This is a genomic window from Rhizobium subbaraonis (assembly GCF_900220975.1).
GTDB lineage: Bacteria > Pseudomonadota > Alphaproteobacteria > Rhizobiales > Rhizobiaceae > Mycoplana > Mycoplana subbaraonis.
The window spans coordinates 18,427-43,269 of the sequence record NZ_OBQD01000014.1 but is presented as its reverse complement, the minus strand read 5'-3'; the positions used below and the strand labels follow the sequence as shown (position 1 = coordinate 43,269).

The window sequence follows — 24,843 nt, the reverse complement described above, 5'->3', positions numbered from 1 at the left end:
GCTGGCCCTTGTCGTTTGGCGGTTAACCGTGAGATTGCGGCCGTTGTTTTCCCATTTTGCACCTATTTTGAGATCATGTCGGCCGAGAATCTCAAATTAAGTGCAAGTGTGTCGACCCGAGGGACTCACGCGAGCAGCCTCGCGGCTATCGTATCGCGCCGTCTTTGAACGATCTCGTCGAGAACATAACCGTCTTGGTCAACGGCACGCCAAAGCCAGTGTTTGCGGCCCGCTATTTCTACGCCCCACTTACTGACAGCGGGTTTATGTGACAACACCGGTGCGTTCCATTGAAGTTTCCTTGCGATTAATAACCCATTGGCATCATTCGCAAGTCGCAGTTCAAACTTGTACCCACCGCGGCTAGCGCTTTGTAGCAAAATGAGATTTACGCATAGTGCGGTAGTTCGACGCTCGAGCCACAGGGATCTGTCCGGGCCAACGCATCGTGATACTCCCCCAGAAGAGACCCTGATGCCTATGTGGACCGACCCGGCTAGCAAGATGTTCGCCTGCTGAGCTTCCGTCGGACGCTGCAGTATAGGTCCGGCTTATCTGCGCGGGGTGGTGTGGTTTTAACCTATTTGTGCGTGTCATGACGGTATTCGCCAGCAAGGTGAACCAGCTCCTCGACAAGCGTGGATTGAGTGGCGAAGAACTAAGCCGAACCGTCAGAGAAATCACTGACTTCATTTCCTCCACCGTCGTTGTGATCTTTCTTGGCGTCGCGTAAATCCGCCTTGAAAATGACGCGGAATCGGGTTGTTTCGGCTTCGGGGCGCGATTCGAGATCGACCATCGCCCCAAGTCGATCCACGATCTGCCGAACGATGGCGAGCCCCAGGCCGGAACCACCGGCGCCCGCGGATGCGCCGCGCTGGAAGCGGCCGAATATCTTCTCTCGCTCGTCCGGCGGGACGCCCGGTCCGTCATCCGTCACGGTGAGGATGACCTGACTGCCAGTCTGCGCGACGGCCACGTCCACGACGGTGCCGTCCCCCCCGTGCCGCATGGCATTGTCCACGAGGTTCATTACGATCTCGCGGCATAGGAGCTCGACACCCTGAATGAACGTCGGCTCCGGTTGCAGCGAAAAGCCAATGTCGCAGCCCTGACGCTCGCTCATCAGCAAAAGCTCGGGCACCATCTGCCGGACCAACGCGGCGAGATCGAACCGGGTGGTCTCGGCACCGCGCAAGCCGGCTTCGTTTCGACTGTAGACCAACAACTGGTCGGCCAGCCGGGCCGAGGCGCGGGTATCGTCGACGAGGGCGGAGATCCTGTCGCGCAAGGGGCCATCCGGCAGCTCGCGCTGCAACAGCTGTGCGCGCAGCTGCAGCGAGGTCAGCGGCGAGCGCAGCTGATGGCTGGCGTTGTCGATGAACTCGCGTTCGTGCTCCATGGCCTGCCGCAGGCGGGCGACGAGCGTGTTCAGGGCCTCGCCGATCGAGCGCAGGTCACTGGGCAGCGCGGCCTGGATGGGCGACAGGTCGGTCGCAGAGCGCACGTCGAGCTGGTCGCGGAACTGCAAGAGCGAGCGCAAGCCGCGCCGCACCGCGAAGAACGCCAGCACGCCCGCCCCGGCCAGCAGCACCCCCAGCCGCAGCGCCGATGAGGTGACCGAAGCTAGCGTCGCCGCGTCGCGCTCGTTCCGGGTCATGCCGACATGAACGGTGATCCAGTCCGGCATCAGCGCGTCCGAGCCGAAAAACCGCAGCGATACCGCGCGCAGCCGCTGGCCCCGATAGGTCATGTCGCTGATCCGTGGTACGCCCGGTTCCAGCGCCGTCTCGTCGCCCGGCGGGCGCAAATCCTCATATCCGGTCAGGTACGAGCGGCTGGGCCCGATAATGCGGTAAAAGATCCGCTCCTGCGTCGTGTTGCGCAACAGCGCTATGATCTCGTCTTCAACCAGATCGCCATAGGTTCGATCGACCGCCTCCGAGATGCTGATCGCCGATGCCACCAGCATCTGGTCGTAAAGCCGGTCGGTGGCACGGCGGGCGCTGACCCAGGCCTCGCCGAGGAAGGCGAGCACCACCAGGCTCAGCGGCACCAGCAGCCACAGCAGCACTGACCATGTGACCGAGGGCCGCCGGTCGGCCCTCATCCCGCGTCCAGCATGTAGCCGAGGCCTCGCGCGGTGCGGAGCTGGCAGCCGCTACCATCCAGCCGCTTGCGGAGGCGGTGGACATAGATCTCGATGGCATTGGGCGTCAGCTCATCGTCAAAGCCGGAAAGCCGAGCGGTGATGCGTTCTTTGGGCACCACGCTACCTGCGTTCTCTGCCAGTAGTTGCAGCAGCGCACGCTCGCGCGCAGGCATGTCGAGCGCCACACCGTCCACCCGCGCCTCGCGGCTGACGATGTCGAAGCTGAGCAGACCGAGGCGGATCAGCGGCGCCTCGACCCCGCCTAGGCGGCGGGCGAGGGCGCGAATGCGGGCTTCGAACTCGGCCAGTTCGAAGGGCTTGACCAGATAGTCGTCGGCGCCGAGGTCGAGCCCCCGCACACGGTCCTGCAGACCGCTGCGCGCGGTCAGGATCAACACCGCCACCGCCTTGCCCGAGCGCCGCAGATGCCGCAGGAAATCAAGCCCGTCATCATTCCTGAGGTTCAGGTCCAACACCACGAGCTCGTAATCCGCAACGGCCGCCAGGTCGAGGGCCTCGGGCAGGGAGGCCGCCCGGTCTACGGCATGGCCAAGGCCCTCCAGCGAACGCTGGATGCCCGCGGCGATGCCGGGATTGTCCTCGACGATCAAGCTGCGCAACGCTCTCCCTTTCTCCGCGCAGGCTGCCTTGCGGCGGCCACTTCTTTATCAACCATGAAAGCTCGATGAAAGAAACCCCGTGCTATCGGGAATTCGGAGGAGGACGGCATCGCGGCTACGACCGCGCGCGCCGGCCATGGAGGACGACCGTGGATCGCAGATTATTTATCGCCGCCATCGCTGCCGGGATCATGGTCCCCGCCGGCGCCCATGCGGCCGCCCCCATCCAATGGGTCGTGCCCTTTGAGCAGGGCGGCGGCACCGATGTATGGGCGCGGTTTATGGCCGGCTGGCTATCGGCAACGCTGCCCGGGCGGCCCGAGGTGCGGCGGCTGAACATCTCGGGCGGGAACTCGACCCGGGCCGCGAATTTTTTTGCAGCCGAGGCGCGGGCCGACGGGCGAATGCTGCTGGGCACCACCGGATCGACGCAATTCGCCGCCCTTCTGGGCGACCGGCGGGTACAATACGACTATGCCGACTGGCGGATCGTTGCAGCCTCGCCCTCGGGCGGGGTGATCTATGTGCCTGCCTCGCTAGGCATCGGCAGCATGGCCGAGCTGATCGCGCGCGGGCAAAAGGTGCATTTCGGCTCGATCGGGGCGGCGTCGCTCGACATCGTGCCGCTGCTGGCACTGGAAATACTAGGGCTGGAAGTGGCGGTGCTGCTGGGTCTCAACAGCCGCAATGCCGCCCGCGCCGGGCTGATCGCCGGCGAGTTCGACGTCGATTACCAGACCTCGCCCGGTTATCTGGCCCAGGTCCGACCGCTGGTCGAGGCGGGCCAGGTGGTGCCGCTGATGAGCCTCGGTGCTCTGGACCGCAACGGGAGGCTGGACCGCGATCCTGCCTTTCCGGCGTTGCCAAGCTTCCTCGAGGTCTATCGTCAGATCCATGGCCGCGATCCGGAAGGCGCCGCATGGCAGGCCTGGCAGGCGTTGTTCCGCGCCGGATTCGCGGCGCAGAAGATGGTGTTCCTGCCGCGCAGCGTGCCCGAGGCGCGTACCGATGTCTTTCGCCGCGCCTTTGCTCGCATAGCTGCCGATCGGCGCTTTCGCGCCGAGGCCTCGGCAGTGCTCGGTCCCTATCCGCTGCTGGCCGGCCCACAGGCCGATGCCGCGCTGGCCTCGGCCATGACCATGGTGCCCGAAATCCGCAACTGGACCCGCGACTGGCTGGAACGCCGGTTCCGCGTCACCCCCTGAACCTGTCGAGGAGGACAGCATGAAGATCAACCGACGCATATTCGGCCTGATGGCCGCCGCCATGATGACGGCCTTGCCCGCCATTGCCGCCGCCGAATACCCCGAGCGCAACATCACCCTGGTCGTGCCCTTCCCGCCGGGCGGCGGCAATGACGCCATGGCGCGCATCATCGGCGACGCGATGACGCGCGTGATCGGCGCCACGGTCGTGGTGGAGAACAAGGCCGGCGCCGGCGGCGTCGTGGGCACCCAGTCCGTGCAGCACGCCAAGCCCGACGGCTATACCCTGCTCTTGGGCCATTCCGGCACCATGGGCATCAACCCGCATGTCTATCCGGCGGCAGCCTATCACCCGACCAAGGATTTCACTCCGGTCGGGCTCATCTCGGAAATCCCGCTGGCGCTGGTGGTCAACAAGGACCTGCCGGTGCAGGACGTGGCGGGGCTGATTGCGCTGGCCAAGGAAAAGCCCGGCGCGCTCAGCTATGCCTCCTCGGGCGTCGGCACCGGCTCGCATATGGCGGCCGAGCTTTTCGCCCACAACGCCGGCATCGAGATCGCGCATATTCCTTATCGCGGCTCGGGACCGGCAATGACCGACCTGCTGGGCGGGCGCATCGACTTGTTGTTCGGTGTTATTCCATCTTCGCATGCGCAAATCGCGGCGGGCAAGGCGCGGGCACTGGCCGTGACCGGCGCGGAACGCTCGGCCACCATGTCCGAGGTGCCGACCATGCAGGAGGCGGGCGTCGAGGGCTACGAGGCCGCACTGATCTATGGCCTGCTGGCTCCGGCCGGCACGCCGGAGGACGTGGTGGCCAAGGTCAATGGCGCGCTGAACACGGTGCTGGCCGACCCGGCGGTTCAGGAAAAGCTGGCTGTGGACGGCTCTGTTCCCCGTCCCGGTACACCCGAGTATCACGGCAAGGCACTGGACGCCGACCTCGAGAAATGGGGTGCGCTGATCCGCGACGCCAAGATCGAGATCCACTGACACCACCCGCTCCGCCAGACCGGCGGGGCCCACCTCAGGGAAACATCACCATGACTGACCAATCCCAACCCATCGAGGGACTGGGCCGGCCGCGACTGTCCCAGGACCGCGTGGCCGGGCTGACGCTCATCGCGGTCTCTGCCTTCGCGCTCTGGGCCTCGTCCGATCTGGAGACCGGCACGCTGCGCTTCATCGGGCCGGGGCTCATGCCCAGGTTGCTGGCCTCCTTGGTCGGCGTCACCGGCCTGATCCTGCTGGTCCTGTCCTTCCTGCGCCTGGGCGAGGCCATGCCCCGCATCGCGCTGCGCGGCCCGGTCTGCGTGCTGGCCGGTATCCTCGCCTTCGCATTGACGGTGCAGACGGTTGGCTTTGCGATTGCCGCGCCCCTGCTGGCGATGCTGGCGGGTCTCGCCGACCGCGACATGCGCTGGATTGAGCTCCTGGGCTTTGCAGCCTTCATGACCGTAGGCTGCATCCTGGTCTTCAAGGTCGGGCTGAACCTGCCGATCCCGATCCTGACCATCCCCGGCATCATCCAGTATTGAGGAGGCACGCATGGATCTCATGAGCAATCTCGCGTTGGGCTTCTCAACGGCGATGTCTTTGCAGAACCTTGGGCTGGCTTTCATCGGCTGTCTCGTCGGCACTCTGATCGGCATCCTGCCGGGTGTCGGTCCCATCGCCACCATCACCATGCTCTTGCCGATTACCTTCGGCATCGACCCGGTGGGCGCGTTGATCATGCTCGCCGGCATCTATTACGGCGCGCAATACGGCGGTTCGACCTCGGCCATCCTGGTCAACATCCCGGGCGAAGCCGGCTCGGTTGTGACCGCCCTTGACGGCCACGCCATGGCGAAGAAGGGCCGCGCCGGGGCGGCGCTGGGAATCTCGGCCATCGGCTCGTTCATCGCAGGCTGCATCGCCACCGTGGTGATCGCGGCGCTGGCGGTGCCGCTGACGGACCTGGCGCTGCGCTTTGGCCCGACCGACTATTTCGCGCTGATGGTGATGGGCCTAGTCTTTGCCGTGGTGCTGGCACATGGCTCGGTGCTGAAGGCCGTTGCCATGATCCTGCTGGGCATCCTTCTATCGACCATCGGCTCAGACCTTGAGACCGGGCAGGCGCGGATGACTTTCGGCTCGCTGCACCTGGCGGACGGGATCGACTTTGCCGTGCTGGCGATGGGGATCTTCGGCTTCGCCGAGGTGCTGCGCAACCTGGAGGGCGGCGAGCAGCGCGATGTGATCAGGGGCACCATGGGCCCACTGCTGCCTACGCGTGAAGAGATGCGGCGGTCCATCGCGCCAATCCTGCGCGGCACCGGGCTGGGCTCGGTCCTAGGGATGTTGCCGGGCAATGGCGCGGTGCTGGCGCCCTTTGCCTCGTATACGCTGGAAAAGAAACTCGCCAAGCGCCCGCAGGATTTCGGCAAGGGCGCCATCGAGGCCGTCGCCGGCCCGGAATCGGCCAACAATGCCGGGGCGCAGACCAGCTTCATCCCGCTGTTGACGCTGGGCATCCCGCCGAACGCGGTCATGGCGATCATGGTCGGCGCCATGATGATCCAGGGCATCGTGCCCGGTCCACAGGTGATGACCGAAAGCCCGGCCCTGTTCTGGGGCATGATCGCCAGCATGTGGATCGGCAACCTTATGCTTCTGGTCATTAACCTACCGCTGGTCGGCATGTGGGTGCGATTGCTGAAGGTGCCTTACCGGCTGCTTTTCCCGGCCATTCTGATATTTTCCTGCATCGGCATCTATTCCATCGACAACAATCCGATGGACGTGGTTTTCACGGGCGGCTTTGCTATAGCGGGCTATCTGCTGATCAAGATGGGCTTCGAACCCGCACCGCTGCTGCTGGGCTTCGTGCTGGGCCACCTAATCGAGGAGAACCTGCGCCGCGCCATGCTTCTTTCGCGGGGCGAGCTCTCGACCTTTGCCGAGAACCCGCTGAGCCTGATCCTGCTGATGATCTCGGTCGGGCTGCTGCTTCTGTCGGCGTTGCCCACACTGCGCGCAAAGCGCGAAGAGGTGTTCGTCGAGGATTGACGCGTGCCTGGAACATTACGGAGGGGGATTAACCTCTGCCTGAGCAAGATGGCGGATGCGACCAATACCCATACTTCTGGTAGCAGATCTGCATTGCGCGCCGACATGTCGAGGGTAAAGCCTACAGTCGGCCGCTTGCCATCGTGGTCGAGGTACAGACGGGTTACCCATCGCTAAGTTCTGGGGGATGGGTATCTCGGCATCAAGCGACGATCGGCTCTACGCCGCCATAGAGCAGGCGGATGTTGTCACATACACCTGCTGCCAGTAAGTGGGGTGTAGAGATAGCGGGATGAAGAATTCAGCTATCAGCTACAAGCGCCACCGTTTTCCCGCAACATATCATCGCCATTCGGTCTGGTTGTACTTTCGGTTCCCGCTGAGCCTGCGCCTGGGCCAGGAATTGCTGGTGGAGCGCGGCATAGTCGTTTCGTATGAAACGATCCGCCGATGGGGTCGGAAATTCGGACCGGCTTACGCGAAGCAAATCCGTCGCCGGCGGCCGTCGCAGCGGGGCGTCTGGCATCTGGACGAGGTGGTGGTTTCCATCGCCGGCCGCAAACACTGGCTTTGGCGTGCCGTTGACCAGGACGGTTATGTTCTCGACGAGATCATTCAAAGCCGGCGCGATACGAAAGCCGCGAAGCGACTGCTGATCAGGCTACCAAAGAAAGCAGGCATGCCGCCCAAGCGGATCGTCACCGACAAACTCCGTTCGTATGGCGCGGCCAAGCGTGACGTTGTGCCGGCTGTCGAGCACCGGTCCCACAAGGGTCTAAACAATCGAGCGGAAAATTCTCATCTGCCGCTCCGAAAACGAGAACGCCCGATGCAGGGTTTCCGCTCAGCCGGCAGCTTGCAGCGGTTCATCTCGATCTTCTCGGCGCTCCGAAATCTCTTCGTCACCCCGCATCACAAACGATCCGCTCTGGCCACTCACATTCACCGCATCCGCGCAATAGCGCATTGGAAGGCCGTGACGGGCGCGGTTGCCTGATCTCAGAGAGCCGTGGGCGCAGTCCGATCACCGCTCTATAACGTGACAACTCCAGTAGCTGATCTCTCCAGCTATACAATGTCGGCCTTGAGACGCCCAGCCGATCAGCTACCTGTTGGCATGTTCCGTCCAACCTTCGGGCACCAATAGAACTGATCCGTGAGCACGGTTCGCATTGCGTGAGGGCCAGTAGTCTACGTTTGCCATCAGGATTGCGACTCCCATTCCCGGCAACCGCATTATGATGCCCGAACTGCCTGATCGTCGGCTCGAACCCCTTCAAGGCGAGCCATCCTGACACAAATTTACTGGCCGTTCCCTTGGCTCCCTTTAACGGCTGCTGGATTGCTTATCTCGGCGTAGCCGGAAGGACAGCGTCCTGAAGTGCCCTGCCTTCCTGGCTGGTCAGGTCCAATCGGTCATCCACCGGAGACATCTCGACCATCTGCCCGGCCTTCAGGACCACCACGCGTTCGCAGAGCAGACGGACCAGCCGCAAGTCGTGGGTGATGAAGATGACGGCCATGCCGGTCTTCTGCCGCAGTGTGTGAATAAGGTCGATGATCTCGCCTTGCAGCAGGATGTCGAGGTTTGAGACCGCCTCGTCCAGCACCAGAAGCCGGGGATCGGTGGCAAGCGCGCGGGCGATACATACCCGCTGCAACTGGCCGCCGGACATCTGGCCGGGGAACTTGGAGGCGTCCGCCGGGTCGATGCCGACAGAGGAGAGCAATTCGGCGACGCGGGCCTTCTGTTGCTCTGACGTCAGCGATGTCAGGTGTCGCAGCGGCTCGGCAATAATGCGGCCGACTTTGTGGCGCGGATTGACGGCGCCGATGGAATCCTGAAACACCATCTGAACGGCACGCCGGAACTCCTTCCTCTCGGCTTGCGACAATTGTCGGAGATCACGCCCCTCGAAGTGGACAGAGCCGGCGCTCGGCTTTTCCAGTCCCAGCAGCTGGCGGATCAGGGTGCTTTTGCCCGAGCCGCTGCGGCCCAGGATCGCCAGGCTTTCACCGGGCTCGATGTCCAGGTTGATCTCGGATAGCACCTGGCGCGGCGGATGGGAACGCAGCAGCGACTGGCGACGGTAGCTTTTTGTAAGCCCGCGGGCGGAGAGAAGCGGTGTCATGCGATGGCGCCCTCGTAAAGTTTCAGATGGGCCGCGACCAGGGCACGGGTGGCGGGATGCCGGGGCGCGTGGAAAATATCCGCCACCGGCGCTTCCTCGACGATCTGGCCGGCCTCCATCACCGCGACGCGCGTCGCCAGGCGGGCCACGACGCCCATGTCATGGGTGACCAGCAACATGCCGAGCCCCCGGCGCGCGACCAGCCCTGAGAGGAGGTCGAGGATCCGTGCCTGGACGATCAGGTCGAGATCGGTCGTCGGCTCGTCGGCGAAGATGAAGGGCGCCCCTGACAGAATTGCGAGAGCGATCATCACCCGCTGCAACATCCCGCCGCTCATTTCGAACGGGTAGAGGTCCATCACGGTATCAGCGTCCTCGAGGCCGACCTCGAGGAATGCCTCTCGCACGGCCGTTTTGTCGCCGGCCGGGCTGGCGGCAGCGACGCGGCGGACCTCGCATGCGTGATCGAACATGGTGCGGACCGGATTGAAGGCTGAGCGCGGGTTCTGCAGCACGGTCGAGACCAGCCGCCCTCGCAGCGCGCGGGGGGCGAGGTGCACGCCGTCCACCAGCACGTGGCCGTGAGGTGAGATCACGCCGGGCGGCAGGACGCCCTGCGCGCCGGCGCAGGTCATCGATTTTCCCGAGCCGGACGCTCCGACAAGGGCGAGGATCTCCCCGGTGTTCAGCGTCAAGGACAGATTGCGGACGAGATCGATGTGATGGCCCCGGCGGGTCGCGCAGACGGAGAGCCCCCGTATTTCAAGGGTGCGCGGTGTCGAGATGTCGGATGTCAGCATCAATGGTGATGTCCGGTCTGGTTGTTGGGGTCGAGCCGGTCGCGCAGGGCATCGCCGAGGATATTGGCGGCCATGACGCTGAAGAGCAGGCACAGTCCGGGCAGGACGATCAGCATGGGCTGACTGAAGACGAATTGCCGGGCATCGGAGATCATAACGCCCCATTCCGCCGTGGGCGTTTCCACGCCCAATCCCAGGAAGGACAGGCCCGATACATGCAGCATCATGTGGCCGACATCGAGACTGGCCAGCACGACCATCTGGGCTGCAATCGAGGGCAGGAAGTGATCGATGAACAGGCGCGTGCGTCCGGCTCCGCAGACGCGGGCGGCGAGCACATAATCCTTCGACCTGAGGTTCATGACGACGCTTCGGACCATGCGGGCGTAAAAGGGAAAGTGCGAGATGGCGATGGCGATGATGACATTAACGAGGCCGGTCCCCAGTGCGCCGATCAGAAAGAGGGCCAGAACGACGGTCGGAAACGTCATCATGCCATCGCAGAGACGCATCAATCCCTGGTCCAGGCGCCCCCCGATGAAGCCGGCGGCGCCGCCGAGGGGAATTGCAATCGCCAGGATGAGAGCGATGCAGAGGATCACGGAGCCGAGCGACATGCGCGTTCCGTAAATAAGACGGGAGAGAATGTCCCGCCCCAGATGGTCGGTGCCCAGCCAGTGCGCCGCACTCGGACCTTTCAGGCGGTCGGCAAGGCTGACCAGATTGGGGTCCTGCGGGGCAATCCAGGGCGCAAACAGAGCCGCAGACAGCAGCACGACGACGACCGTCAGCGCCAGAACAAGCGGGAGGCGGCGCCATGTGCTGCCATGGTGGCCATGGTCTCGGATCGGGGAAGACAGGGTTTTGTCGGTCATGCCTCTCCTCCTTCGCCCAGCCGCAGCTGTGGATTGAGGGCGGCCGAGAGGATGTCGACGATGAGATTGCAGAGGACGAACACGACGACCATCATCAGCGTGAAGCACTGTATGACCGGAAAATCCTTGTTGCCGATGGCGCTGACGGCATAGCGGCCGACGCCGGGCCAGGCGAAGATCGATTCAACCACGAGCGTCCCGCCGATCAGCTCTCCGAGATGCATGCCGGTGGCGGTGACGATCGGCATGATGGCGTTGCGCAGGATGTGACGACGCTCCACCTGCCTGTCGCTGAGGCCGCGCATTCTGGCCCAGGCGACGTGGCGCGCATGGGTGTTCTCCAGAAGGCTCGAGCGAAGCAGCCGGGCGTTGATCGACAGCGACATGAAGGAAATGGCCGCAACCGGCATGATCATATGGGCAAACGTGCCTGTGCCGAATGGCGGCAACCATTTGAGCCAGACGCCGAACGTCAGGATCAGCAGGAAGCCGAGCCAGAAGTTGGGCGTCGAGACGCCGAGAAATGCAAGACCGCGGACGGCCTGATCGGGCCAGCGGTCCTTGTATCGGGCCGACCAGATGCCGAGCGGTACCGACACGACCAGCGTGAAGATCAGCGCAACGCCCGCAAGCTGCAGCGTGGCAGGCATGAAGTGCAGGATGTCCTGCAGGACGGGTCGTCTCGTGGCGAAGGAAGTACCGAAATCTCCCTGTATGGCTTGAGACAGCCAGGACCAGTACTGGACCAGCAAGGGTTGATCAAGCCCGAGGACGCGACGCGCCTCGGTCAGCGCCTCTGGCGTCGGCGGAATGTTCGACAGCCTGAGATAGGCAAAGGCAGCGTCACCCGGCGCTAGCCGGATGACGGTGAAAATTGCAAAGGAAACCACCAGAAGCAATGGTAGCAGGAGCGCCAGGCGGCGCAGGCTATAGTGCAGCAAGGCGATTACTCGACCGGCTTGATGGTGTCGAAGGGGAACTCATAGGATGTCACACCGAAGCTCAGTCCCGTCACATCCTTGCCCAGCACGCTGATCGCCGTGGCGTAGCTGATTGGGAGGTAGACCGCCTCGTCGTGCAGGGTCCGCATGATAAAATCATACTTTGCCTGCCGTTCAGCCTCATCCGTCGACGCGAGTGCCGCGCCGATCGCCGCGTCGATGGCGTGCTTTTCTTTGAGGCCGGACTGCGCCTGGAAATCGGCATGGGAGGGAACGCGCATGGAGCTTGCAAAGGCGTGGGGATCATAGGGCGCGCCCCAGGTGCTGTTGAAGATCAGCTGGAAGTTCCCATCATTCTGGCGGCCATAGAACTCTGTATCTTCGGCGCCGACCAGGCGGACCTCTATGCCAATGGCGGCAAGATCGGCCTGGACCACTTCGGAGATGGATTTCATCACCGCATCGGCGGCACGGTAGACGAGATCCATGGCGAGCGGCTGTCCGTCCTTGGACCGCACGGTCTGTCCCGCAGGCAGGGTCCAACCGGCAGCGTCGAGTTCCGCCTTTGCCTTTTCCTGATTGAAGTCATAGGGCTTCAGGCCGATATCGGCATAGGGGACGGCGGTCGAGAATAGGGTGTCAGCGCGACGCTGGGTGCCATAGAAGATGCCGTCGATGATCGCGTCCTTGTTGACGGCATGATTGATCGCCTTGCGGACCGCCAGATCGTTTGTCGGCGCCTTTCCTGTGTGGAGCGCCAGCGCCAGGGTTTCAAACGGAGCGGATATGCCCGTCTGATAACCTTCTTCCGAAAGGCGCTTGAAGGTATCCGGCGTAATCTGGCCGTCGGTGCCATAGATCAGGTCGATCTCGCCGGTTTCCAATGCGATCGCACGAGTGTTCGGATCGGCAATGACCTTGACAACGACCTTTTCGAAGGTCGGCTTGGTGCCCCAATAGGTCTCGTTGCGGGTGAAGACATCATACTGACCCAGAACGCTTTCGGTCAGGACCCAAGGACCGGTCCCGATCGGCGCCTTGATGCCATCGGCGGTATTGCCTGAGTCCGGGAAGGCTTGCGGTGCGAGGAATCGAACCGGACGGACGAGCGACAGTTCCTGCAGGAGCGGGTAGTAGGCATGTTTGACGACCATCTCGACTGTCAGGTCATCGATGGCCTTGACCGAAGCCAAGGCTTCCACCAAGCCCAGCCAATCATGGTTCGATGCATTGGACAAAACAGTCTGGAAATTTTTCTCGACGGCCTTGGCGTTGAACGCTTCGCCATCTGAAAATTTCACGCCGGGACGCAGCTTGAAGGTGAAGGTCTTGCCATCGGCTGACACGGTCCAGCTTTCGGCCAGCCAGGGGGCGACCGTGCCATCCGCCTGATACTTGACCAATGATTCATAAACCATCGCCTGGGCGAACATCTGATTGGGGGAATAGGCGTGCGGGTTCAGCGGTCCGACATTCTGCGACCAGGAAAAATCGAGGGTCTGGGCGGAGGCGCCGACCGGCAGAAGGAGACTGAGCGCCAGGGCGGCACTTGAAAGCAGACGAAACATGGATTCCCCTTAAATTGAAATGTTATAACATTAATATTCAAGTGTCCGACGACGATCAAGGGTGAAGATCAAACCACTCATCTCGGCCTCAAGTCATACCCTTCACCACACCGGAGAATTGCCCACCGCATCCACCGCCACCGAGGCAACGCCTATTCTGCGCCGACAATTCATCCGTAACGCCGCCAAGATAGGCGGTGGAATAGTATGACGTCTATAGGAAAATATCATACGACATCGACGAGGGATTCTCGTCGAATGCGCTACTTTGCCGTGCTAAGCACTGCGTTTGAGCAATACGACGATGAAGAGGACATCATGCAACGAGTCACCGTCACCCTGGACGACGAGCTTATGGCCGAACTGGACCGCGTGATCGCCGAACGTGGGTATCAGAACCGCTCCGAGGCCATTCGTGACCTGGCCCGGCTTGGACTGAAGGAAAGCATGATCGAAACAGGCAAGATCGAAAATTGCGTCGGCATTTTGAGTTACACCTACGATCATAAGGCACGCGATCTCGCCAAACGGCTGACGACGACGTTCCACGATCATCACGATCTCTCGATCGCCAGCATGCATATCCATCTTGATCAGGAGCGCTGTCTCGAAGTGAGCGTCTTGCGGGGCAAGACGGCGGCGGTTCGCCACTTCGCGGATCACGTGACCTCCGAACGATCCGTGACCTATGGCGAGCTTGCCATCATTCCTTCGCCTGCCGATGGTGAGCCGGGCCATCGTCATGGTCAGGGGGAGAGCCACGACCATTAACCGAAAAAGCGTGTCTGGCGAGAGTCCTGCGCCCGCCGCTCGTGCTTGGGGCTGGCTGAGGGCAGCAAGGTGCCTGTCCGCAGCGATTTCGGAAGGCTGCACGGCCCGCCGCTATCCACAATGACCGACAGTTTGTACGCGAATTCTAGAGGCACGTGGTTTTGGCGGCTTCGATCCACTGAGAAGAAGTAGCTTTTCAGTGATGCGCCTTCTGGGCCAAGCTCCTTCAGATAACCAGCCACTTCATACAAGGTTGTCGGGCACACCTCCGGGCAATGCGTATAGCCAAAATAGACGAGGGCTGGGTTTCCTTTGAAGATTGAATGATCGACAGGTTTTCCTCGGTCATCAATTAGCGAAACCGGGGTGCGGAATGGCCCCGGCCGGTGCGTATCGGCAGCTACCTAAAACATGACGCTGATCAAGCAGGTCAAAAAAGATCCCGCCTACCAGCGCACCTGCAAAAATAACCGGATTGCCTGTCATTTTCCGTGATCCTTGTGAGCGTCATGGGCGTTGTGGTCACTGTGATCTTCCGCGCCCTCGACCATGACCGTGCCTTCAAAGCTTGCGAAGAGTGCGAGCGTTTCCGGATCGACATGCGTCTCTGCGTCGGCGAGCTTAGTCGACAGGGTGCCCGCTTCGTCTTCTGACAGGCCCATCGATTTCAGGGCGCTGGCCTGTTTCAACCCATCGCCGCTGCACAGATAAATGGTCCAGCCGTCGCCTTTCTTTTTCAGGAGCGCGCGGCCACCGCGGCCCTCCTGCGTCCAGCCAGCAATGGCCCACTCACCTTCGACGACGACCGGGCCGACCGTCAGAGGCTTGTCGGCTGTCTCGAAGATTGCCTTCATTTTTGCAGGGATTGCTTCTTGGGGATCGGCGGACTGCGGCTCCATCTGCATGGCGGCGTGGTCGCCATGCTTTGCATGGTCGTCGTGCTTCATCTCGGGCTCGCCGCCAGCCGGCGAGCCAACCGAGAACTCGACTTCGACAGATCCCGCCTTTTCGAAGGTCAGGGTCGCCTTGACGGTTTCGCCCTCCTTGAACGGCTGCTTCACGTTCATGAACATTACGTGATAGCCGCCGGGTTTCAGCTCGACGGTTTCGCCTTTGGGAACCGCGATCCCGCCCTGCAGTTCGCGCATGATCATGACGCCGTTGTCGATCTTCATCTCGTGGAGCTGGATCGACCCTGCCCTGTCTGATGTTGCGCTGACCAGCCTGTCGTCGGCGCTGCCTTCATTGGTCAGCTTCAGGTATCCGCCGCCGACTTTGGCACCCGGCAGCATGGCGCGGGCGTAGGGATGGCCGATTTCGATGTCGCCGACCTTGAACTCGTGTGCGAGGGCTGGTGAGACGAAAGCGAGGGTAGCGATTGCGATAGCCGCAAGTCTGGTGGTGAGGGATTTCATGGTGTTTCCTCCATAGGATTTGCTTCAATTGAAGTGGGCGATAGCGGCAGGATCACCGATATCCCCGACTGGCTCGGAATAAACTCGGCATCGATCCCATAGACGGATCGCAAGACGTCTGGCGTAATTACTGTGTCGAACGCCCCGTGTCCCACAAGCCTGCCGCCGTTCAGAAGCATGACCGTATCGCTATGGCGGGCTGCCAGGTTCAGATCGTGGACGGCGATCAGTACGAGCGCGCCGGTCCTGGCCACGTAATCCTTCAGAAGCCTGAGCACATGCATCTGATGCCTGACATCCAGAGCGCTGGTCGCCTCGTCGAGCAAAAGCAGCTGCGGTTCGCGCAGGAGGCGCTGGGCCAGAAGCACCAGCTGTTGCTGACCGCCAGAAAGGGTCTGCATGCTGCGAGCTGCAAGATCACCGATCGCGAAAAATGCCAATATCCGAGAGGCCGCGCTCATGATGTCATCGGCAATGCGCCAGCCGAGCTGTTCATGACGGCCGAGCAGAATGACTTCGAGAACAGACAGGTCTGCCCTGACCTGGCATTGCTGCGGCATGAAACCGATATCACGGGCGTCCACCGGCTTGCCGCTCCATAGGATCTTGCCTTTTGTGGAGAGCTGTCCGGCAATGGCGTTCAGGAGCGTGGACTTGCCCGCGCCGTTCGGACCGATCAACCCGACGATCTGACCGGCCTTGATAGAGGCAGACACGCCGGAAAGGACCTTGGCTCGGCCATGCTGGACGTCTACGTCTCTCAACACTAGCCGCGCCGTCATGCCAAGCCTCGCTGACCGCGTTTGGCGATGACGGCAAACAGCATCGGCACGCCTGCGACGGCCGTGATAATGCCGACTGGGATGACGGCTGCCGGCGAGATGAATTTTCCGAACACGGAGGCGCCGATCAGGATGATGGCTCCCGTCATTGCTGCCAGCGGCAGGGAGAAGCGGTGGTCTTCTCCGACCATGGCTCGGGCGACATGCGGGGCAATTAGCCCAACGAAGCCGATGGTCCCGACGAAGGAGACAGCCCCGGCGGTCAACAGCGCAACGATCAGGAAGGTATGCCGACGGATTTTTTCGACGGAAAGCCCGAGGCTGCGGGCATTGGCGTCACCGAGTCGCAGCGTGGTCAGGGCCCAGGTGCTGCCGGCAATAAAGGGAAGGCAGGCGCATGCGATGGCAGCAGTCACCGTCACGCTCGTCCAGCTTGATTTTAGAAGGCTGCCGAATAGCCAGAAGATGATCTGTTGCAGAACTTCCGGCGATGCAAGGAATTGGAGCAGCGATTGCAACGATTGAAAGAAAAACAGAACAGCAATGCCACCGAGAATCAGGATCTCGGGCGTGGCGCCACGAAGACGGGCGATCAGGTAGACCAGGGCGCAGGCGACCAGCGTCATGGCAAAGGCGCATGCCGGAATGACGATGAAACCGGGCAGGGGGATGAGCGAGCCGAACATGATCGCCAATGCTGCCCCGAAGCCGGCTGCTGCCGAAAAGCCAAGCGTAAAGGGGCTGGCGAGCGGATTGCCGAGGATCGTCTGCATCTGCAGGCCTGCAAGACCGAGGCAGGCGCCAACCAGAACGCCCATGACGGTCTGCGGCATGCGCAATTGCCAGAGGATCGTTGCCACCATGCGGTCGTCGCCGGCGGGCCCGGCGAGCAGCCCGTGCCACACATCGACAAGCGGCATGCCGGACGGACCCGTGGTGAGATCGAGCACCATCACCAACGCGAGGCAAATGAGGGCACCGATCAGCACGAAATTCCGACGAGCGGATGCGCGGCGATAGCCGTCGCGCATCCTGTCAATCTCTGCTGAGAATGGCGTCATTGTCCGGCCGCTTCATAAGGCAGAACGAACACGCCGTCGGCATTGATCGGCAACCATTTGTCGTAGTAGTCGGCGATGTTTTTAGCCGGATCGACGTCCTTGAAGGCATCCGGATAGAGCTGCTTGGCAATATATTGCGCATACACATAGTCCGACAGCGTGCGTGCGCCACCGTGGTAGATCGCATGCACACCGCCGTTCTTGACCGCAGGCAGGTCCGACCAGCCCGGACGCGCCAGATAGGCCTTCATGCGTTCGCGGGTGACAGTCGGATCAGCCCCAAAGCCGACCTGAACCGACTGCGGCTTGTTCAACCACTCGGAACCACCGAGAAAGATCAGATCCGGCTTTTGTGCCAGGACATATTCCGGACTGAGCGGCCCCCAATTTCCGATCTGGCCCTTGGCAATGTTATTGCCGCCAAGCCTGTCGATCAGCGCACCCCACATCGTATCGCCGTAGGAATTGCCGACTGCGCCAGGTCCCTTTTGTGCGAGTTCGACATAGACTTTCTTGTCCGTCGGGCCGGCTTTCTCGATGCGAGCCTGAACGTCGGCCATCGCGTCTTCATAGTTTTTGGCGAGCGTTTCGGCACGGTCTTCGGTGCCCATCAGCTTGCCGAGCGCCAAGGTGGACGCGACGTGCTTTTCGACGGTCTGGGCATTGTAGTCGAGTGTCACGATCGGAATGCCGGCAGTTTCAATCTGCTTGATCCCTTCGCCGAGCGCGTCATAGGACCAGGCCGCCAGAATGAGCAGGTCGGGTTTGGCCGCAATCACCTTCTCGATCGAGAACGTATTGTCTTCGGTATTGCCGACATCAGGGATAGAGGCGAGCTTCGGCAGCGCCTTTTCGTAAGCGGCGAATTGGTTCGGTCGCCAGTCCTTCCAGGTGGAAAGCGAGAGGGCCACGACCTTGTCGAGTGCGCCTGGCCCGGCGATGGCAAGATAGTCCTCGTAATAGAAGCTGAGGACGATGCGTTCCGGCACCTTTGGCACTGTGACGGTGCGTCCCTTGACGTCGGTAACGGTGATGTCTGCAAAGGCACTGGTTGTCATGGCCACAAGGCCGATTACGGCAGAGACGACGATTTTTTTCATGGTGTTTCCTTAAGGTATGCGTGGCGGGCGCGCGAACGCCCGCCCATCGTGAAGTTTGGAGGCGTCAGCTCAGCGCGCGCTTTGGCTGTCCCGCAGCGAGTAGGCGCAAAGCGTCCTCGTCGGCGATGGTGATGATCTCGGGATGTTTGAAGGTGATCAGACCGCTGCGTTTGAAGCTGTGAAGACAGCGGCTAACCGTCTCGAGGGTCAGCCCCAGCCAGTCTGCAAGGTCGGCCCTTGTCAGATAAAGCGTGAATGTTGTGGCATTTCTCGTGTCGCTGGATCTGCGCGCGAATTGCTGTCCGAGATCAAGGAGCGCCGTTGCGACTTTTTCTGCGGCTGTTTTGCGTCCGAGAAGAATGGCGTGCTCGTGTGAGCGATGCAACATGAGGCGAAGTGCATCTTCAACGCCTTTGCGTTCGCTATCGACATCTATCGTTTCCAACTGCGTGAATGTCAGTGCAGCCGCGCTACAGCGTGTCGTATCCGTAACCGCATTCCCGAAGAGGCGGCCCGCTCCCAAGACATCGAGTATCTGCCTTCGACCGTCAGCAAGCTGCTGGAAAAGGCATACACAGCCTTCGACAATGCGGACAGTAGCTTCTCGCCGGATGCCCTGCAGGATAATCGTCGTTCCAGGCGTGACAAGCCTCAAGCGTGTTCCGCCGCTGGCTTGCGGGTTCAATATGAGGCAGTCGATAGGTAGAACGGGTGAACTTGCACCCAATAGGGTTCCGTTGAGCATGGAAATCTGCCGGCAGCAGTGCCGGAGATCGTCCGCTCACGGACACCCCGGCACAAACTAAACAAGCCGCTGCCATTGGCAGCGACGGCTCAGGCTTGAATGCCGGAAGGAGGGCCGCGGGGAAACGTGTTTGGAGGGAAGAGCTGCCGGTAGTGGGCCTCGACGCGGGACGGGAGATCCCCGTCAACCTCGCGGAACACCGGTTCGACCGCGGTATTGCCAGGCGACGGCAGGATAATCGAGGCGCTCAGTCGGCATGCTTCGCATCCTGGGCCGAACGTGTGGTCCTGATGTTTGGCCTTTCCGTCTTCGCTTGGCAGGCAGAGGACGGGCAGCGTCCCGTCCGGGAGGACATATTGCGCCACTTCGTCAATCGGCAAGGATGATGGAGCGAGAGGCAAGACGGGAGGCTTATGGGCGAAACCAACGCACAGCAACGCGATTGCGCAAAATATGCGCAAAAGTTTTGCCATTGAAGTTGCAGCGTTGCTCATTCGTCAGTGTCCCTGGAAATCAATTAACGCTTTCCGCCTGATGGGGCAATGCGGCAAATGTGTCGCGTCACTGGATGGCCAAACGTCAATCCGTGCTCTGCTCTGGCGATAGACTTTCATCGCTGTAGTTTCGCTCGTCAGAAAGGGACCGGGGAGCCCCGCAATGCCTTACGTGACACGGCGCTTCTCAAGCTTACGGGCGAGCGTCCGCCGGTGCATGCCCAGGCGCCGTGCCGCTTCGGAAATATTGAATTCCGCTTCCACGAGGGTTTCGTGTATTCTCTCCCACTCGAGATTTTTCAAAGATGTGGGCCGTCCCTCAAGTGGCACAGTTGCGTCGCCGTCCACCCTGCCGAACGCTCTTTCAATATCGTCCGCGTTCGAAGGTTTTGGCAAATAGTGACATGCCGCGAGTTTGATGGCTTCAACGGCAGTCGATATACTGGCAAATCCCGTCAGAACGACAATCTTCGTCTCGCTATCCCGCTCATGAAGGCCTTGACGCATTCCAGTCCAGACTCGCCGGCAAGCTTTAGATCGATAACCGCGAACTGTGGGCAACTACTGGCGAGCATCAGTTCCAGCTCCTGGAGGGTGGAACAGCGGTCAACGTCGTAACCACGGCGCTCGAACGAGCGTTTGAGCGCTTTGGCAAAAGAGGTATCGTCTTCGACAATGAAAAGGGATCTCGCCATCAAGCAGCACTCTTCAAGGCGGCAACCGGCAGTGTCAGCGTGACACAGGCGCCGCCCTCATCGGCGTTCTTGGCAGCAACGGTCCCGCCGAGTTTCCGGATGACATTGACGACCAGAAAGAGACCAAGGCCGGCACCAGTTCGCGATTTCGTGGTGCAATAGGGCTTGCCGAAGTCGTCGAGGAGATCCGGACGGAAACCGGAGCCGCCATCGCTGATGGAGATGACCAGTTCACCATTTTTTTTCCGGCAGCCACCCCGATCCAGTTGGGAGATGCCTCGAACGCATTGTCGAGGACATTGAAAATGACCTGCCTGAGAGCAAGGTCCGAGATGATCCGCTCGTCACAGTTCACCACATTGGTGTAGTCGAACGAAGATGGCTGTTTGCGCGCGCGCCAATCCTCGATCGCCTCATTGAGGAAACGGTTGAGCGTTGTATGGACTGTGCCTTCGGCGTCATGTTGTTTGGTCTGCATAGGGTCGGACCAAAGCTGCATTTCCTCGCCACCTTCATGGTCGCCTTCGGCACGCTGATCTCGGCCACCTGGATCCTCTCCGTAAACTCCTGGATGCAGACGACCGCAGGTTTCGGCATGAACGAGGCCGGACAGTTCATCCCGCTTGATTGGTGGAAGATTGTTTTCAACCCGTCTTTTCCCTACCGCCTCGTACATATGGTATTGGCCGCCTACCTCACCACGGCCTTCGTGGTGGGAGCCGTCGGCGCATGGCATCTCCTGAAAAACACTGCACCGCGGCGTTGGCGCACGATGTTTTCAATGGCTATGTGGATGGCGACGATCGTCGCGCCGATCCAGATTCTGGCCGGTGACGCCCATGGCCTCAACACGCTGGAATACCAGCCTGTCAAGGTCATGGCGATGGAAGGCCATTTCGACAGCCATCCCGATGGCGCACCGCTGATCCTGTTCGGCATTCCCAACAGTGCGGACAAGCGCATCGATTACGCAGTCGAGATCCCGAAACTGTCGAGCCTGATCCTCAAGCATGACCTGAACGCGCCGCTTGCCGGCCTCGACACAGTGCCGGACGAACTGGAGCCGCCGGTCGCTATCGTCTTCTGGTCGTTCCGGATCATGGTCGGCATCGGTTTTGCGATGCTAGGCATCGGTCTGTGGAGCCTGTGGAACCGGTATCGCGGAACGCTCGACAGCAATGACTGGCTTCACAGGGCAACAGTCGCCATGGGGCCGGCAGGCTTTGTGGCCGTGCTTGCCGGCTGGGTCACGACAGAGGTCGGCCGGCAGCCCTACACGGTCTACGGCCAGCTACTGACGGTCAATTCGATCTCGCCGGTGGAGGCGCCGGCCGTCGCTGCGTCGCTGATCGCGTTCATCGTCGTCTACTTCCTCGTCTTCGGCGCGGGCACCTTCTACATCCTGCGGCTGATGAAACGCCTGCCGCGCGATCCTATGCCCGATCTCGATGATGGGCCAATCCGCACCTCTGGAGTCATGCCAGGCCCCGCTGCGGGCACCACTCATAGGAGCCAGCATCATGGCCATTGATCTTCCCTTCATCTGGGCCGGCATCATCGCCTTTGCCGTACTGGCCTACGTCGTGCTCGACGGTTTCGATCTCGGCGTCGGCATCCTGTTTCCGTTCTTCCCGGAAAAGCACGATCGTGATGTCATGATGAATTCGGTGGCACCCGTCTGGGACGGAAACGAGACCTGGCTGGTTCTGGGTGGCGGTGGACTGATGGCAGTGTTCCCGCTGGCTTATGCCACGATCCTGCCGGCACTCTATGCGCCGATCATCGCCATGCTTCTCGGTTTGATTTTTCGCGGCGTCGCCTTTGAGTATCGATGGCGCACGAAGCGTGGCGAGTTCCTATGGAACGGGGCATTTGCGGGCGGCTCCCTGCTGGCGGCCGTTGCTCAAGGGGTGACCCTGGGTGCCCTCGTCCAGGGTATCCCCGTCGTCAATCGCGCCTATGCCGGCGCCTGGTGGGACTGGCTCACGCCGTTTTCGTTGGCAACGGGCCTTGCGGTCGCGATAGGGTATGCGCTGCTGGGATCCACCTGGCTGGTGATGAAAACCACGGGTAAGCTCAACGAGAAGGCGCGCCGTATCGCGTTTCGCTGCTGCTTTGCGACCATTGCCGCGATGGGTGTGGTGAGCCTGTGGACCCCGTTTCTGGAACCGATTTATCTTGATCGCTGGTTTGGATGGCCAACGGCGATCTTCAGCGTCATCGTGCCGGTCCTCGTACTTGGCTGTTTTGCACTGCTGATCACAGGCATCCGCAACAAGCGCGACACGCAACCCTTTCTCGCAGCGCTTGGGTTGTTCGTTCTCGGCTTTGCAGGCATCGGCATCAGCTTTTACCCGTTCATCGTGCCGCCGTCGGTGACCATCTGGGAGGCTGCGGCTCCAGATTCGAGCCTTGGCTTCCTGCTGGTCGGCGCGGTCGTTCTCGTTCCGATGATCCTAGCTTACACCGCATACGCCTACTGGGTATTCCGCGGCAAGATCGATCCGGAAGAGGGGTATCACTGATGCTAGGTCATAACAGCGTGCCGAAGAAGCTTCTCTGGTTCGTCGCCCTTTGGGCGTCGGGCGTGTTTGCTGTCGGGATTGTTGGCCTTGTCATCAAGATGGCGCTGGCGCCGTAGCTGTTCACGATCCGGCATGGATTGTCGCCTAGCCACCCAGATTGGTTCCGAAAGGCCTCCACAGCCGCGGGGTTGAACACATGTCGGTCTGCTATTGTCGGTCAGAGGGAGGGCACTCCCAAGCCTTTGCTGCCCCCATCGCAGGATATCGGCGGCTTACGTCGGTGAGGGCAGCCAGCAGCACCCAGATGAATTCTGTCGGCATGGTCGCTGCGCCATCGTGCATACGTGGGGCTGACACGCGCCCTTGGACAGAATGTCCAAGGGTAAAAGGGCCTGCATATTGGTACTTCGGTTCCCGAATCGATCGAGCTCGCTGCTGGCGGGATTTCTTTGAGGGATCAGATGCGACCGCCGCGGCACGACAAATCATTTGCGCACGATAAGCCGCACGGGGTCGACAATGACGGCTTTCACCGACCTATCTTTCAGCCCGCGGTCGCTTTTGGCCTGTCGGCCGAGGAGCATGATAGCAAATCCCATCTGGACACTTGCGAAGGTGAGGCCGAGGACGAGGGCAAGACAGGCAATCGTCATCGGGCCGCTCGCAGAAGCCTTGGCAAGCGTGCGCAGGCCCGCAACATCCAGCATAACCAACAGAAAAACGAGCGCGGTGGCGATCGAAAATCCGATCAGCACATGAACACCGAGAAAACGCACGAGTCTTGGCATGGCTGGCTGGTTCCTTCAGGCGGGTGTTCGGGTCGCATGCAGTTACGCAACGATTTCGTTGATACACGTCGCGCCGCCATAGATAGCCAGCAGCGCCATAGGAACGGCGAAGTTTGCATCCCTGGTCGCAGCCCATCCGGCAAGTGCCAGCAGGCACAGCGCGCCATGCGCGAGACCCAGCCACCAGCCAACCGGATCCCCTCGTCCTTTCAATGTGGCGAAGACTATGATCATTGCAACAGCGGCGCATACGAAGAATACGAAAGGTCCCATCAAATTACTCCTGCCAAAATATTTGGCAACAAAAACATATTTCTAAAATATAGTCAATATTGTATTCAGATCATATCGATATTTATCTGGGATTCTAAAGTAAAAACTGATTTATGCATATATTCACACTTTGGGGATGAAGGAGCGAGGGGATGAACTCCATTTCAATGTCCATTGCTCCGGCTCGGCTGGCGGCTATTCCCGGCTATGATGATCAAATCATCCGCCGTTTTACGGTCGCGACGACGGTCTGGGCGCTTTTCGGCTTTTCCGCAGGCGTCATCGTGGCGGCGCAGCTTGCCTTTCCGCTGCTCAATCTGGGTGAATATTTTACATTTGGAAGGCTGCGGCCGGTTCACACGTCCGGTGTCATTCTGGCCTCCAGCCAAGGCATGGGCCTGCTCGGTTTCCGAGATCGATTGGTCTGGACGAGGCTTCGAGGGGAGCAAGCTTGGCTATCTCGTTGGGCAGGCGGGGTTGTTCCATGAAGGCCACCGCGCCGTGGACGATTGCTTCGCACTGCTGGAAATCCTTGACCGTAAGGGAAGCGGGCAAGCGAGTTCTCCCTTTTGCGAGCTATACACGGCCAGCCAACAGTCGCGTGTTCGCATCTTCGCCGAGAACAGTCCCTATGATTCAAAGGATCAGCTGAAGGGGAGGGGATATCGCTGGTCGGACGGTAGCGATGGCCGGCCGAAAGCCTGGTGGACGGAAGTGGCCGAACCGATGCTCGAGGAGGAACTGCTATGGCTTCGCAACGAAATCTATCGCTACGAGGCCACACCATTGATGCGTCGCCTGACGGCGGTAGACAGGTTCAGGGCGTGAGCGGGGCCGAACTCACGCAAA

General features: G+C 61.1%; 25 protein-coding genes and 5 pseudogenes. 10 read left to right on the top strand and 20 right to left on the bottom strand.

Features of this window, described 5'->3' with window-relative positions:
* Positions 1-131 precede the first annotated feature (131 nt).
* The 3 genes and pseudogenes from CRO48_RS20775 to CRO48_RS20765 form a co-directional block, all read right to left on the bottom strand.
* Positions 132-242, bottom strand: a pseudogene (locus CRO48_RS20775) (DDE-type integrase/transposase/recombinase); the annotation flags it as partial.
* Positions 243-658: 416 nt separating this feature from the next.
* Complete coding sequence (locus CRO48_RS20770; RefSeq protein WP_097141778.1) at positions 659-2,110, bottom strand: sensor histidine kinase; 1,452 nt, start codon at positions 2,108-2,110, stop codon at positions 659-661.
* Entirely contained in the window at positions 2,107-2,772 is a 666-nt protein-coding gene (locus CRO48_RS20765) for a response regulator (RefSeq protein ID WP_097141777.1), read from the bottom strand. The genes CRO48_RS20770 and CRO48_RS20765 overlap by 4 nt, the downstream gene beginning before the upstream one ends.
* Before the next feature lie 65 nt (positions 2,773-2,837).
* Here CRO48_RS20765 and CRO48_RS20760 point away from each other — a divergent pair, with 65 nt between their 5' ends.
* The 5 genes from CRO48_RS20760 (at position 2,838) to CRO48_RS20740 (ending at position 8,026) form a co-directional block, all read left to right on the top strand.
* Entirely contained in the window at positions 2,838-3,977 is a 1,140-nt protein-coding gene (locus CRO48_RS20760) for a Bug family tripartite tricarboxylate transporter substrate binding protein (RefSeq protein WP_141402086.1), read from the top strand.
* A gap of 19 nt (positions 3,978-3,996) precedes the next feature.
* Positions 3,997-4,971: a Bug family tripartite tricarboxylate transporter substrate binding protein gene (locus CRO48_RS20755; RefSeq protein ID WP_097141775.1), complete on the top strand. Its 975-nt coding sequence runs from the start codon at positions 3,997-3,999 to the stop codon at positions 4,969-4,971.
* A 50-nt stretch (positions 4,972-5,021) separates the two neighbouring features.
* Positions 5,022-5,516 (top strand): tripartite tricarboxylate transporter TctB family protein, encoded by a 495-nt coding sequence (locus CRO48_RS20750; RefSeq protein ID WP_176526838.1) that lies wholly within the window; start codon positions 5,022-5,024, stop codon positions 5,514-5,516.
* A 10-nt stretch (positions 5,517-5,526) separates the two neighbouring features.
* On the top strand, positions 5,527-7,029 hold the full coding sequence (locus tag CRO48_RS20745; protein WP_097141773.1) for a tripartite tricarboxylate transporter permease: 1,503 nt from the start codon (positions 5,527-5,529) through the stop codon (positions 7,027-7,029).
* 292 nt (positions 7,030-7,321) lie between these two features.
* Positions 7,322-8,026 (top strand): IS6 family transposase, encoded by a 705-nt coding sequence (locus CRO48_RS20740; protein ID WP_097141772.1) that lies wholly within the window; start codon positions 7,322-7,324, stop codon positions 8,024-8,026.
* A 52-nt stretch (positions 8,027-8,078) separates the two neighbouring features.
* On the opposite strand, the pseudogene CRO48_RS32315 reads toward CRO48_RS20740, so the two are convergent.
* The 6 genes and pseudogenes from CRO48_RS32315 to nikA form a co-directional block, all read right to left on the bottom strand.
* A pseudogene (locus CRO48_RS32315) lies at positions 8,079-8,150 on the bottom strand (helix-turn-helix domain-containing protein); the annotation flags it as partial.
* Positions 8,151-8,375: 225 nt separating this feature from the next.
* Positions 8,376-9,161 (bottom strand): nickel import ATP-binding protein NikE, encoded by a 786-nt coding sequence (gene nikE / locus CRO48_RS20735; protein ID WP_097141771.1) that lies wholly within the window; start codon positions 9,159-9,161, stop codon positions 8,376-8,378.
* Positions 9,158-9,961, bottom strand: a complete 804-nt coding sequence (locus tag CRO48_RS20730; protein WP_097141770.1) for an ATP-binding cassette domain-containing protein — start codon at positions 9,959-9,961, stop codon at positions 9,158-9,160. Before CRO48_RS20730 ends, nikE begins: the two co-directional genes overlap by 4 nt.
* Positions 9,961-10,836: a nickel ABC transporter permease subunit NikC gene (nikC, locus tag CRO48_RS20725; protein ID WP_097141769.1), complete on the bottom strand. Its 876-nt coding sequence runs from the start codon at positions 10,834-10,836 to the stop codon at positions 9,961-9,963. Before nikC ends, CRO48_RS20730 begins: the two co-directional genes overlap by 1 nt.
* Positions 10,833-11,777, bottom strand: a complete 945-nt coding sequence (gene nikB / locus CRO48_RS20720) for a nickel ABC transporter permease subunit NikB (protein ID WP_097141768.1) — start codon at positions 11,775-11,777, stop codon at positions 10,833-10,835. Before nikB ends, nikC begins: the two co-directional genes overlap by 4 nt.
* Positions 11,778-11,782: 5 nt before the next feature.
* Complete coding sequence (gene nikA, locus CRO48_RS20715; RefSeq protein WP_097141767.1) at positions 11,783-13,345, bottom strand: nickel ABC transporter substrate-binding protein; 1,563 nt, start codon at positions 13,343-13,345, stop codon at positions 11,783-11,785.
* A 318-nt stretch (positions 13,346-13,663) separates the two neighbouring features.
* On the opposite strand from nikA, the gene nikR reads away from it, so the two are divergent.
* Entirely contained in the window at positions 13,664-14,116 is a 453-nt protein-coding gene (gene nikR, locus CRO48_RS20710; protein ID WP_097141881.1) for a nickel-responsive transcriptional regulator NikR, read from the top strand.
* On the opposite strand, the gene CRO48_RS20705 is transcribed toward nikR, so the two are convergent.
* The 9 genes and pseudogenes from CRO48_RS20705 to CRO48_RS33505 all read right to left on the bottom strand — a co-directional run bounded on the left by CRO48_RS20705 (position 14,113) and on the right by CRO48_RS33505 (position 20,626).
* The gene (locus CRO48_RS20705; protein WP_245423613.1) at positions 14,113-14,436 is read right to left on the bottom strand and encodes an SCO family protein; all 324 of its coding nucleotides are present in this window, start codon (positions 14,434-14,436) and stop codon (positions 14,113-14,115) included. The two genes, nikR and CRO48_RS20705, sit on opposite strands and share 4 nt — an antisense overlap.
* Before the next feature lie 162 nt (positions 14,437-14,598).
* Positions 14,599-15,531 (bottom strand): copper uptake system-associated protein, encoded by a 933-nt coding sequence (locus CRO48_RS20700; protein ID WP_097141765.1) that lies wholly within the window; start codon positions 15,529-15,531, stop codon positions 14,599-14,601.
* Positions 15,528-16,313: an ABC transporter ATP-binding protein gene (locus tag CRO48_RS20695; protein WP_097141764.1), complete on the bottom strand. Its 786-nt coding sequence runs from the start codon at positions 16,311-16,313 to the stop codon at positions 15,528-15,530. The genes CRO48_RS20700 and CRO48_RS20695 overlap by 4 nt, the downstream gene beginning before the upstream one ends.
* Positions 16,310-17,344 (bottom strand): FecCD family ABC transporter permease, encoded by a 1,035-nt coding sequence (locus tag CRO48_RS20690; protein ID WP_245423605.1) that lies wholly within the window; start codon positions 17,342-17,344, stop codon positions 16,310-16,312. Before CRO48_RS20690 ends, CRO48_RS20695 begins: the two co-directional genes overlap by 4 nt.
* Positions 17,345-17,370: 26 nt before the next feature.
* Positions 17,371-18,474 carry an ABC transporter substrate-binding protein gene (locus CRO48_RS20685; RefSeq protein ID WP_097141762.1) on the bottom strand — a complete coding sequence of 368 codons (1,104 nt, stop codon included), beginning with the start codon at positions 18,472-18,474 and terminating at the stop codon, positions 17,371-17,373.
* A 64-nt stretch (positions 18,475-18,538) separates the two neighbouring features.
* On the bottom strand, positions 18,539-19,219 hold the full coding sequence (locus CRO48_RS20680) for a Crp/Fnr family transcriptional regulator (protein WP_245423604.1): 681 nt from the start codon (positions 19,217-19,219) through the stop codon (positions 18,539-18,541).
* 89 nt (positions 19,220-19,308) lie between these two features.
* Positions 19,309-19,713, bottom strand: coding sequence for a hypothetical protein (locus CRO48_RS20675; RefSeq protein ID WP_097141761.1), 405 nt, complete (start codon positions 19,711-19,713; stop codon positions 19,309-19,311).
* A 168-nt stretch (positions 19,714-19,881) separates the two neighbouring features.
* A pseudogene (locus CRO48_RS20670) lies at positions 19,882-20,408 on the bottom strand (response regulator transcription factor).
* Positions 20,408-20,626: an ATP-binding protein gene (locus CRO48_RS33505; RefSeq protein ID WP_407071946.1), complete on the bottom strand. Its 219-nt coding sequence runs from the start codon at positions 20,624-20,626 to the stop codon at positions 20,408-20,410. The pseudogene CRO48_RS20670 and the gene CRO48_RS33505 overlap by 1 nt, the downstream one beginning before the upstream one ends.
* 236 nt (positions 20,627-20,862) lie before the next feature.
* Here CRO48_RS33505 and CRO48_RS20660 point away from each other — a divergent pair.
* Together CRO48_RS20660 and cydB are read left to right on the top strand one after the other, a co-directional pair.
* Positions 20,863-21,939: pseudogene (locus CRO48_RS20660) on the top strand (cytochrome ubiquinol oxidase subunit I); the annotation flags it as partial.
* A complete protein-coding gene (gene cydB / locus CRO48_RS20655) occupies positions 21,929-22,933 on the top strand; it encodes a cytochrome d ubiquinol oxidase subunit II (protein WP_097141760.1) in 1,005 nt (334 codons plus the stop codon). The pseudogene CRO48_RS20660 and the gene cydB, both read left to right, overlap by 11 nt.
* A gap of 485 nt (positions 22,934-23,418) precedes the next feature.
* Here cydB and CRO48_RS20650 read toward each other — a convergent pair whose 3' ends face one another.
* Complete coding sequence (locus CRO48_RS20650) at positions 23,419-23,721, bottom strand: hypothetical protein (RefSeq protein ID WP_097141759.1); 303 nt, start codon at positions 23,719-23,721, stop codon at positions 23,419-23,421.
* Between the two features lie 42 nt (positions 23,722-23,763).
* A complete protein-coding gene (locus CRO48_RS20645) occupies positions 23,764-23,994 on the bottom strand; it encodes a hypothetical protein (protein ID WP_097141758.1) in 231 nt (76 codons plus the stop codon).
* 152 nt (positions 23,995-24,146) lie between these two features.
* Here CRO48_RS20645 and CRO48_RS20640 point away from each other — a divergent pair, with 152 nt between their 5' ends.
* Together CRO48_RS20640 and CRO48_RS20635 are read left to right on the top strand one after the other, a co-directional pair.
* Positions 24,147-24,482 (top strand): hypothetical protein, encoded by a 336-nt coding sequence (locus CRO48_RS20640; RefSeq protein ID WP_407071948.1) that lies wholly within the window; start codon positions 24,147-24,149, stop codon positions 24,480-24,482.
* A pseudogene (locus tag CRO48_RS20635) lies at positions 24,382-24,822 on the top strand (3'-5' exonuclease); the annotation flags it as partial. The gene CRO48_RS20640 and the pseudogene CRO48_RS20635, both read left to right, overlap by 101 nt.
* Positions 24,823-24,843: the final 21 nt, after the last annotated feature.

Coding starts and splice junctions, on each gene's coding strand:
- cydB (WP_097141760.1), top strand. CDS start 21,929: ATGGCCATTGATCTTCCCTTCATCTGGGCCGGCATCATCGCCTTTGCC.
- nikC (WP_097141769.1), bottom strand. CDS start 10,836: ATGACCGACAAAACCCTGTCTTCCCCGATCCGAGACCATGGCCACCAT.
- CRO48_RS20730 (WP_097141770.1), bottom strand. CDS start 9,961: ATGCTGACATCCGACATCTCGACACCGCGCACCCTTGAAATACGGGGG.
- CRO48_RS20690 (WP_245423605.1), bottom strand. CDS start 17,344: ATGCGCGACGGCTATCGCCGCGCATCCGCTCGTCGGAATTTCGTGCTG.
- CRO48_RS20760 (WP_141402086.1), top strand. CDS start 2,838: ATGAAAGAAACCCCGTGCTATCGGGAATTCGGAGGAGGACGGCATCGC.
- nikA (WP_097141767.1), bottom strand. CDS start 13,345: ATGTTTCGTCTGCTTTCAAGTGCCGCCCTGGCGCTCAGTCTCCTTCTG.
- CRO48_RS20650 (WP_097141759.1), bottom strand. CDS start 23,721: ATGCCAAGACTCGTGCGTTTTCTCGGTGTTCATGTGCTGATCGGATTT.
- CRO48_RS20645 (WP_097141758.1), bottom strand. CDS start 23,994: ATGGGACCTTTCGTATTCTTCGTATGCGCCGCTGTTGCAATGATCATA.
- CRO48_RS20750 (WP_176526838.1), top strand. CDS start 5,022: ATGACTGACCAATCCCAACCCATCGAGGGACTGGGCCGGCCGCGACTG.
- CRO48_RS20680 (WP_245423604.1), bottom strand. CDS start 19,219: ATGCTCAACGGAACCCTATTGGGTGCAAGTTCACCCGTTCTACCTATC.
- CRO48_RS20745 (WP_097141773.1), top strand. CDS start 5,527: ATGGATCTCATGAGCAATCTCGCGTTGGGCTTCTCAACGGCGATGTCT.
- CRO48_RS20740 (WP_097141772.1), top strand. CDS start 7,322: ATGAAGAATTCAGCTATCAGCTACAAGCGCCACCGTTTTCCCGCAACA.
- CRO48_RS20755 (WP_097141775.1), top strand. CDS start 3,997: ATGAAGATCAACCGACGCATATTCGGCCTGATGGCCGCCGCCATGATG.
- nikR (WP_097141881.1), top strand. CDS start 13,664: ATGCAACGAGTCACCGTCACCCTGGACGACGAGCTTATGGCCGAACTG.
- CRO48_RS20695 (WP_097141764.1), bottom strand. CDS start 16,313: ATGACGGCGCGGCTAGTGTTGAGAGACGTAGACGTCCAGCATGGCCGA.
- CRO48_RS20770 (WP_097141778.1), bottom strand. CDS start 2,110: ATGAGGGCCGACCGGCGGCCCTCGGTCACATGGTCAGTGCTGCTGTGG.
- CRO48_RS20685 (WP_097141762.1), bottom strand. CDS start 18,474: ATGAAAAAAATCGTCGTCTCTGCCGTAATCGGCCTTGTGGCCATGACA.
- CRO48_RS20700 (WP_097141765.1), bottom strand. CDS start 15,531: ATGAAATCCCTCACCACCAGACTTGCGGCTATCGCAATCGCTACCCTC.
- CRO48_RS20675 (WP_097141761.1), bottom strand. CDS start 19,713: ATGAGCAACGCTGCAACTTCAATGGCAAAACTTTTGCGCATATTTTGC.
- CRO48_RS20640 (WP_407071948.1), top strand. CDS start 24,147: ATGAACTCCATTTCAATGTCCATTGCTCCGGCTCGGCTGGCGGCTATT.
- nikE (WP_097141771.1), bottom strand. CDS start 9,161: ATGACACCGCTTCTCTCCGCCCGCGGGCTTACAAAAAGCTACCGTCGC.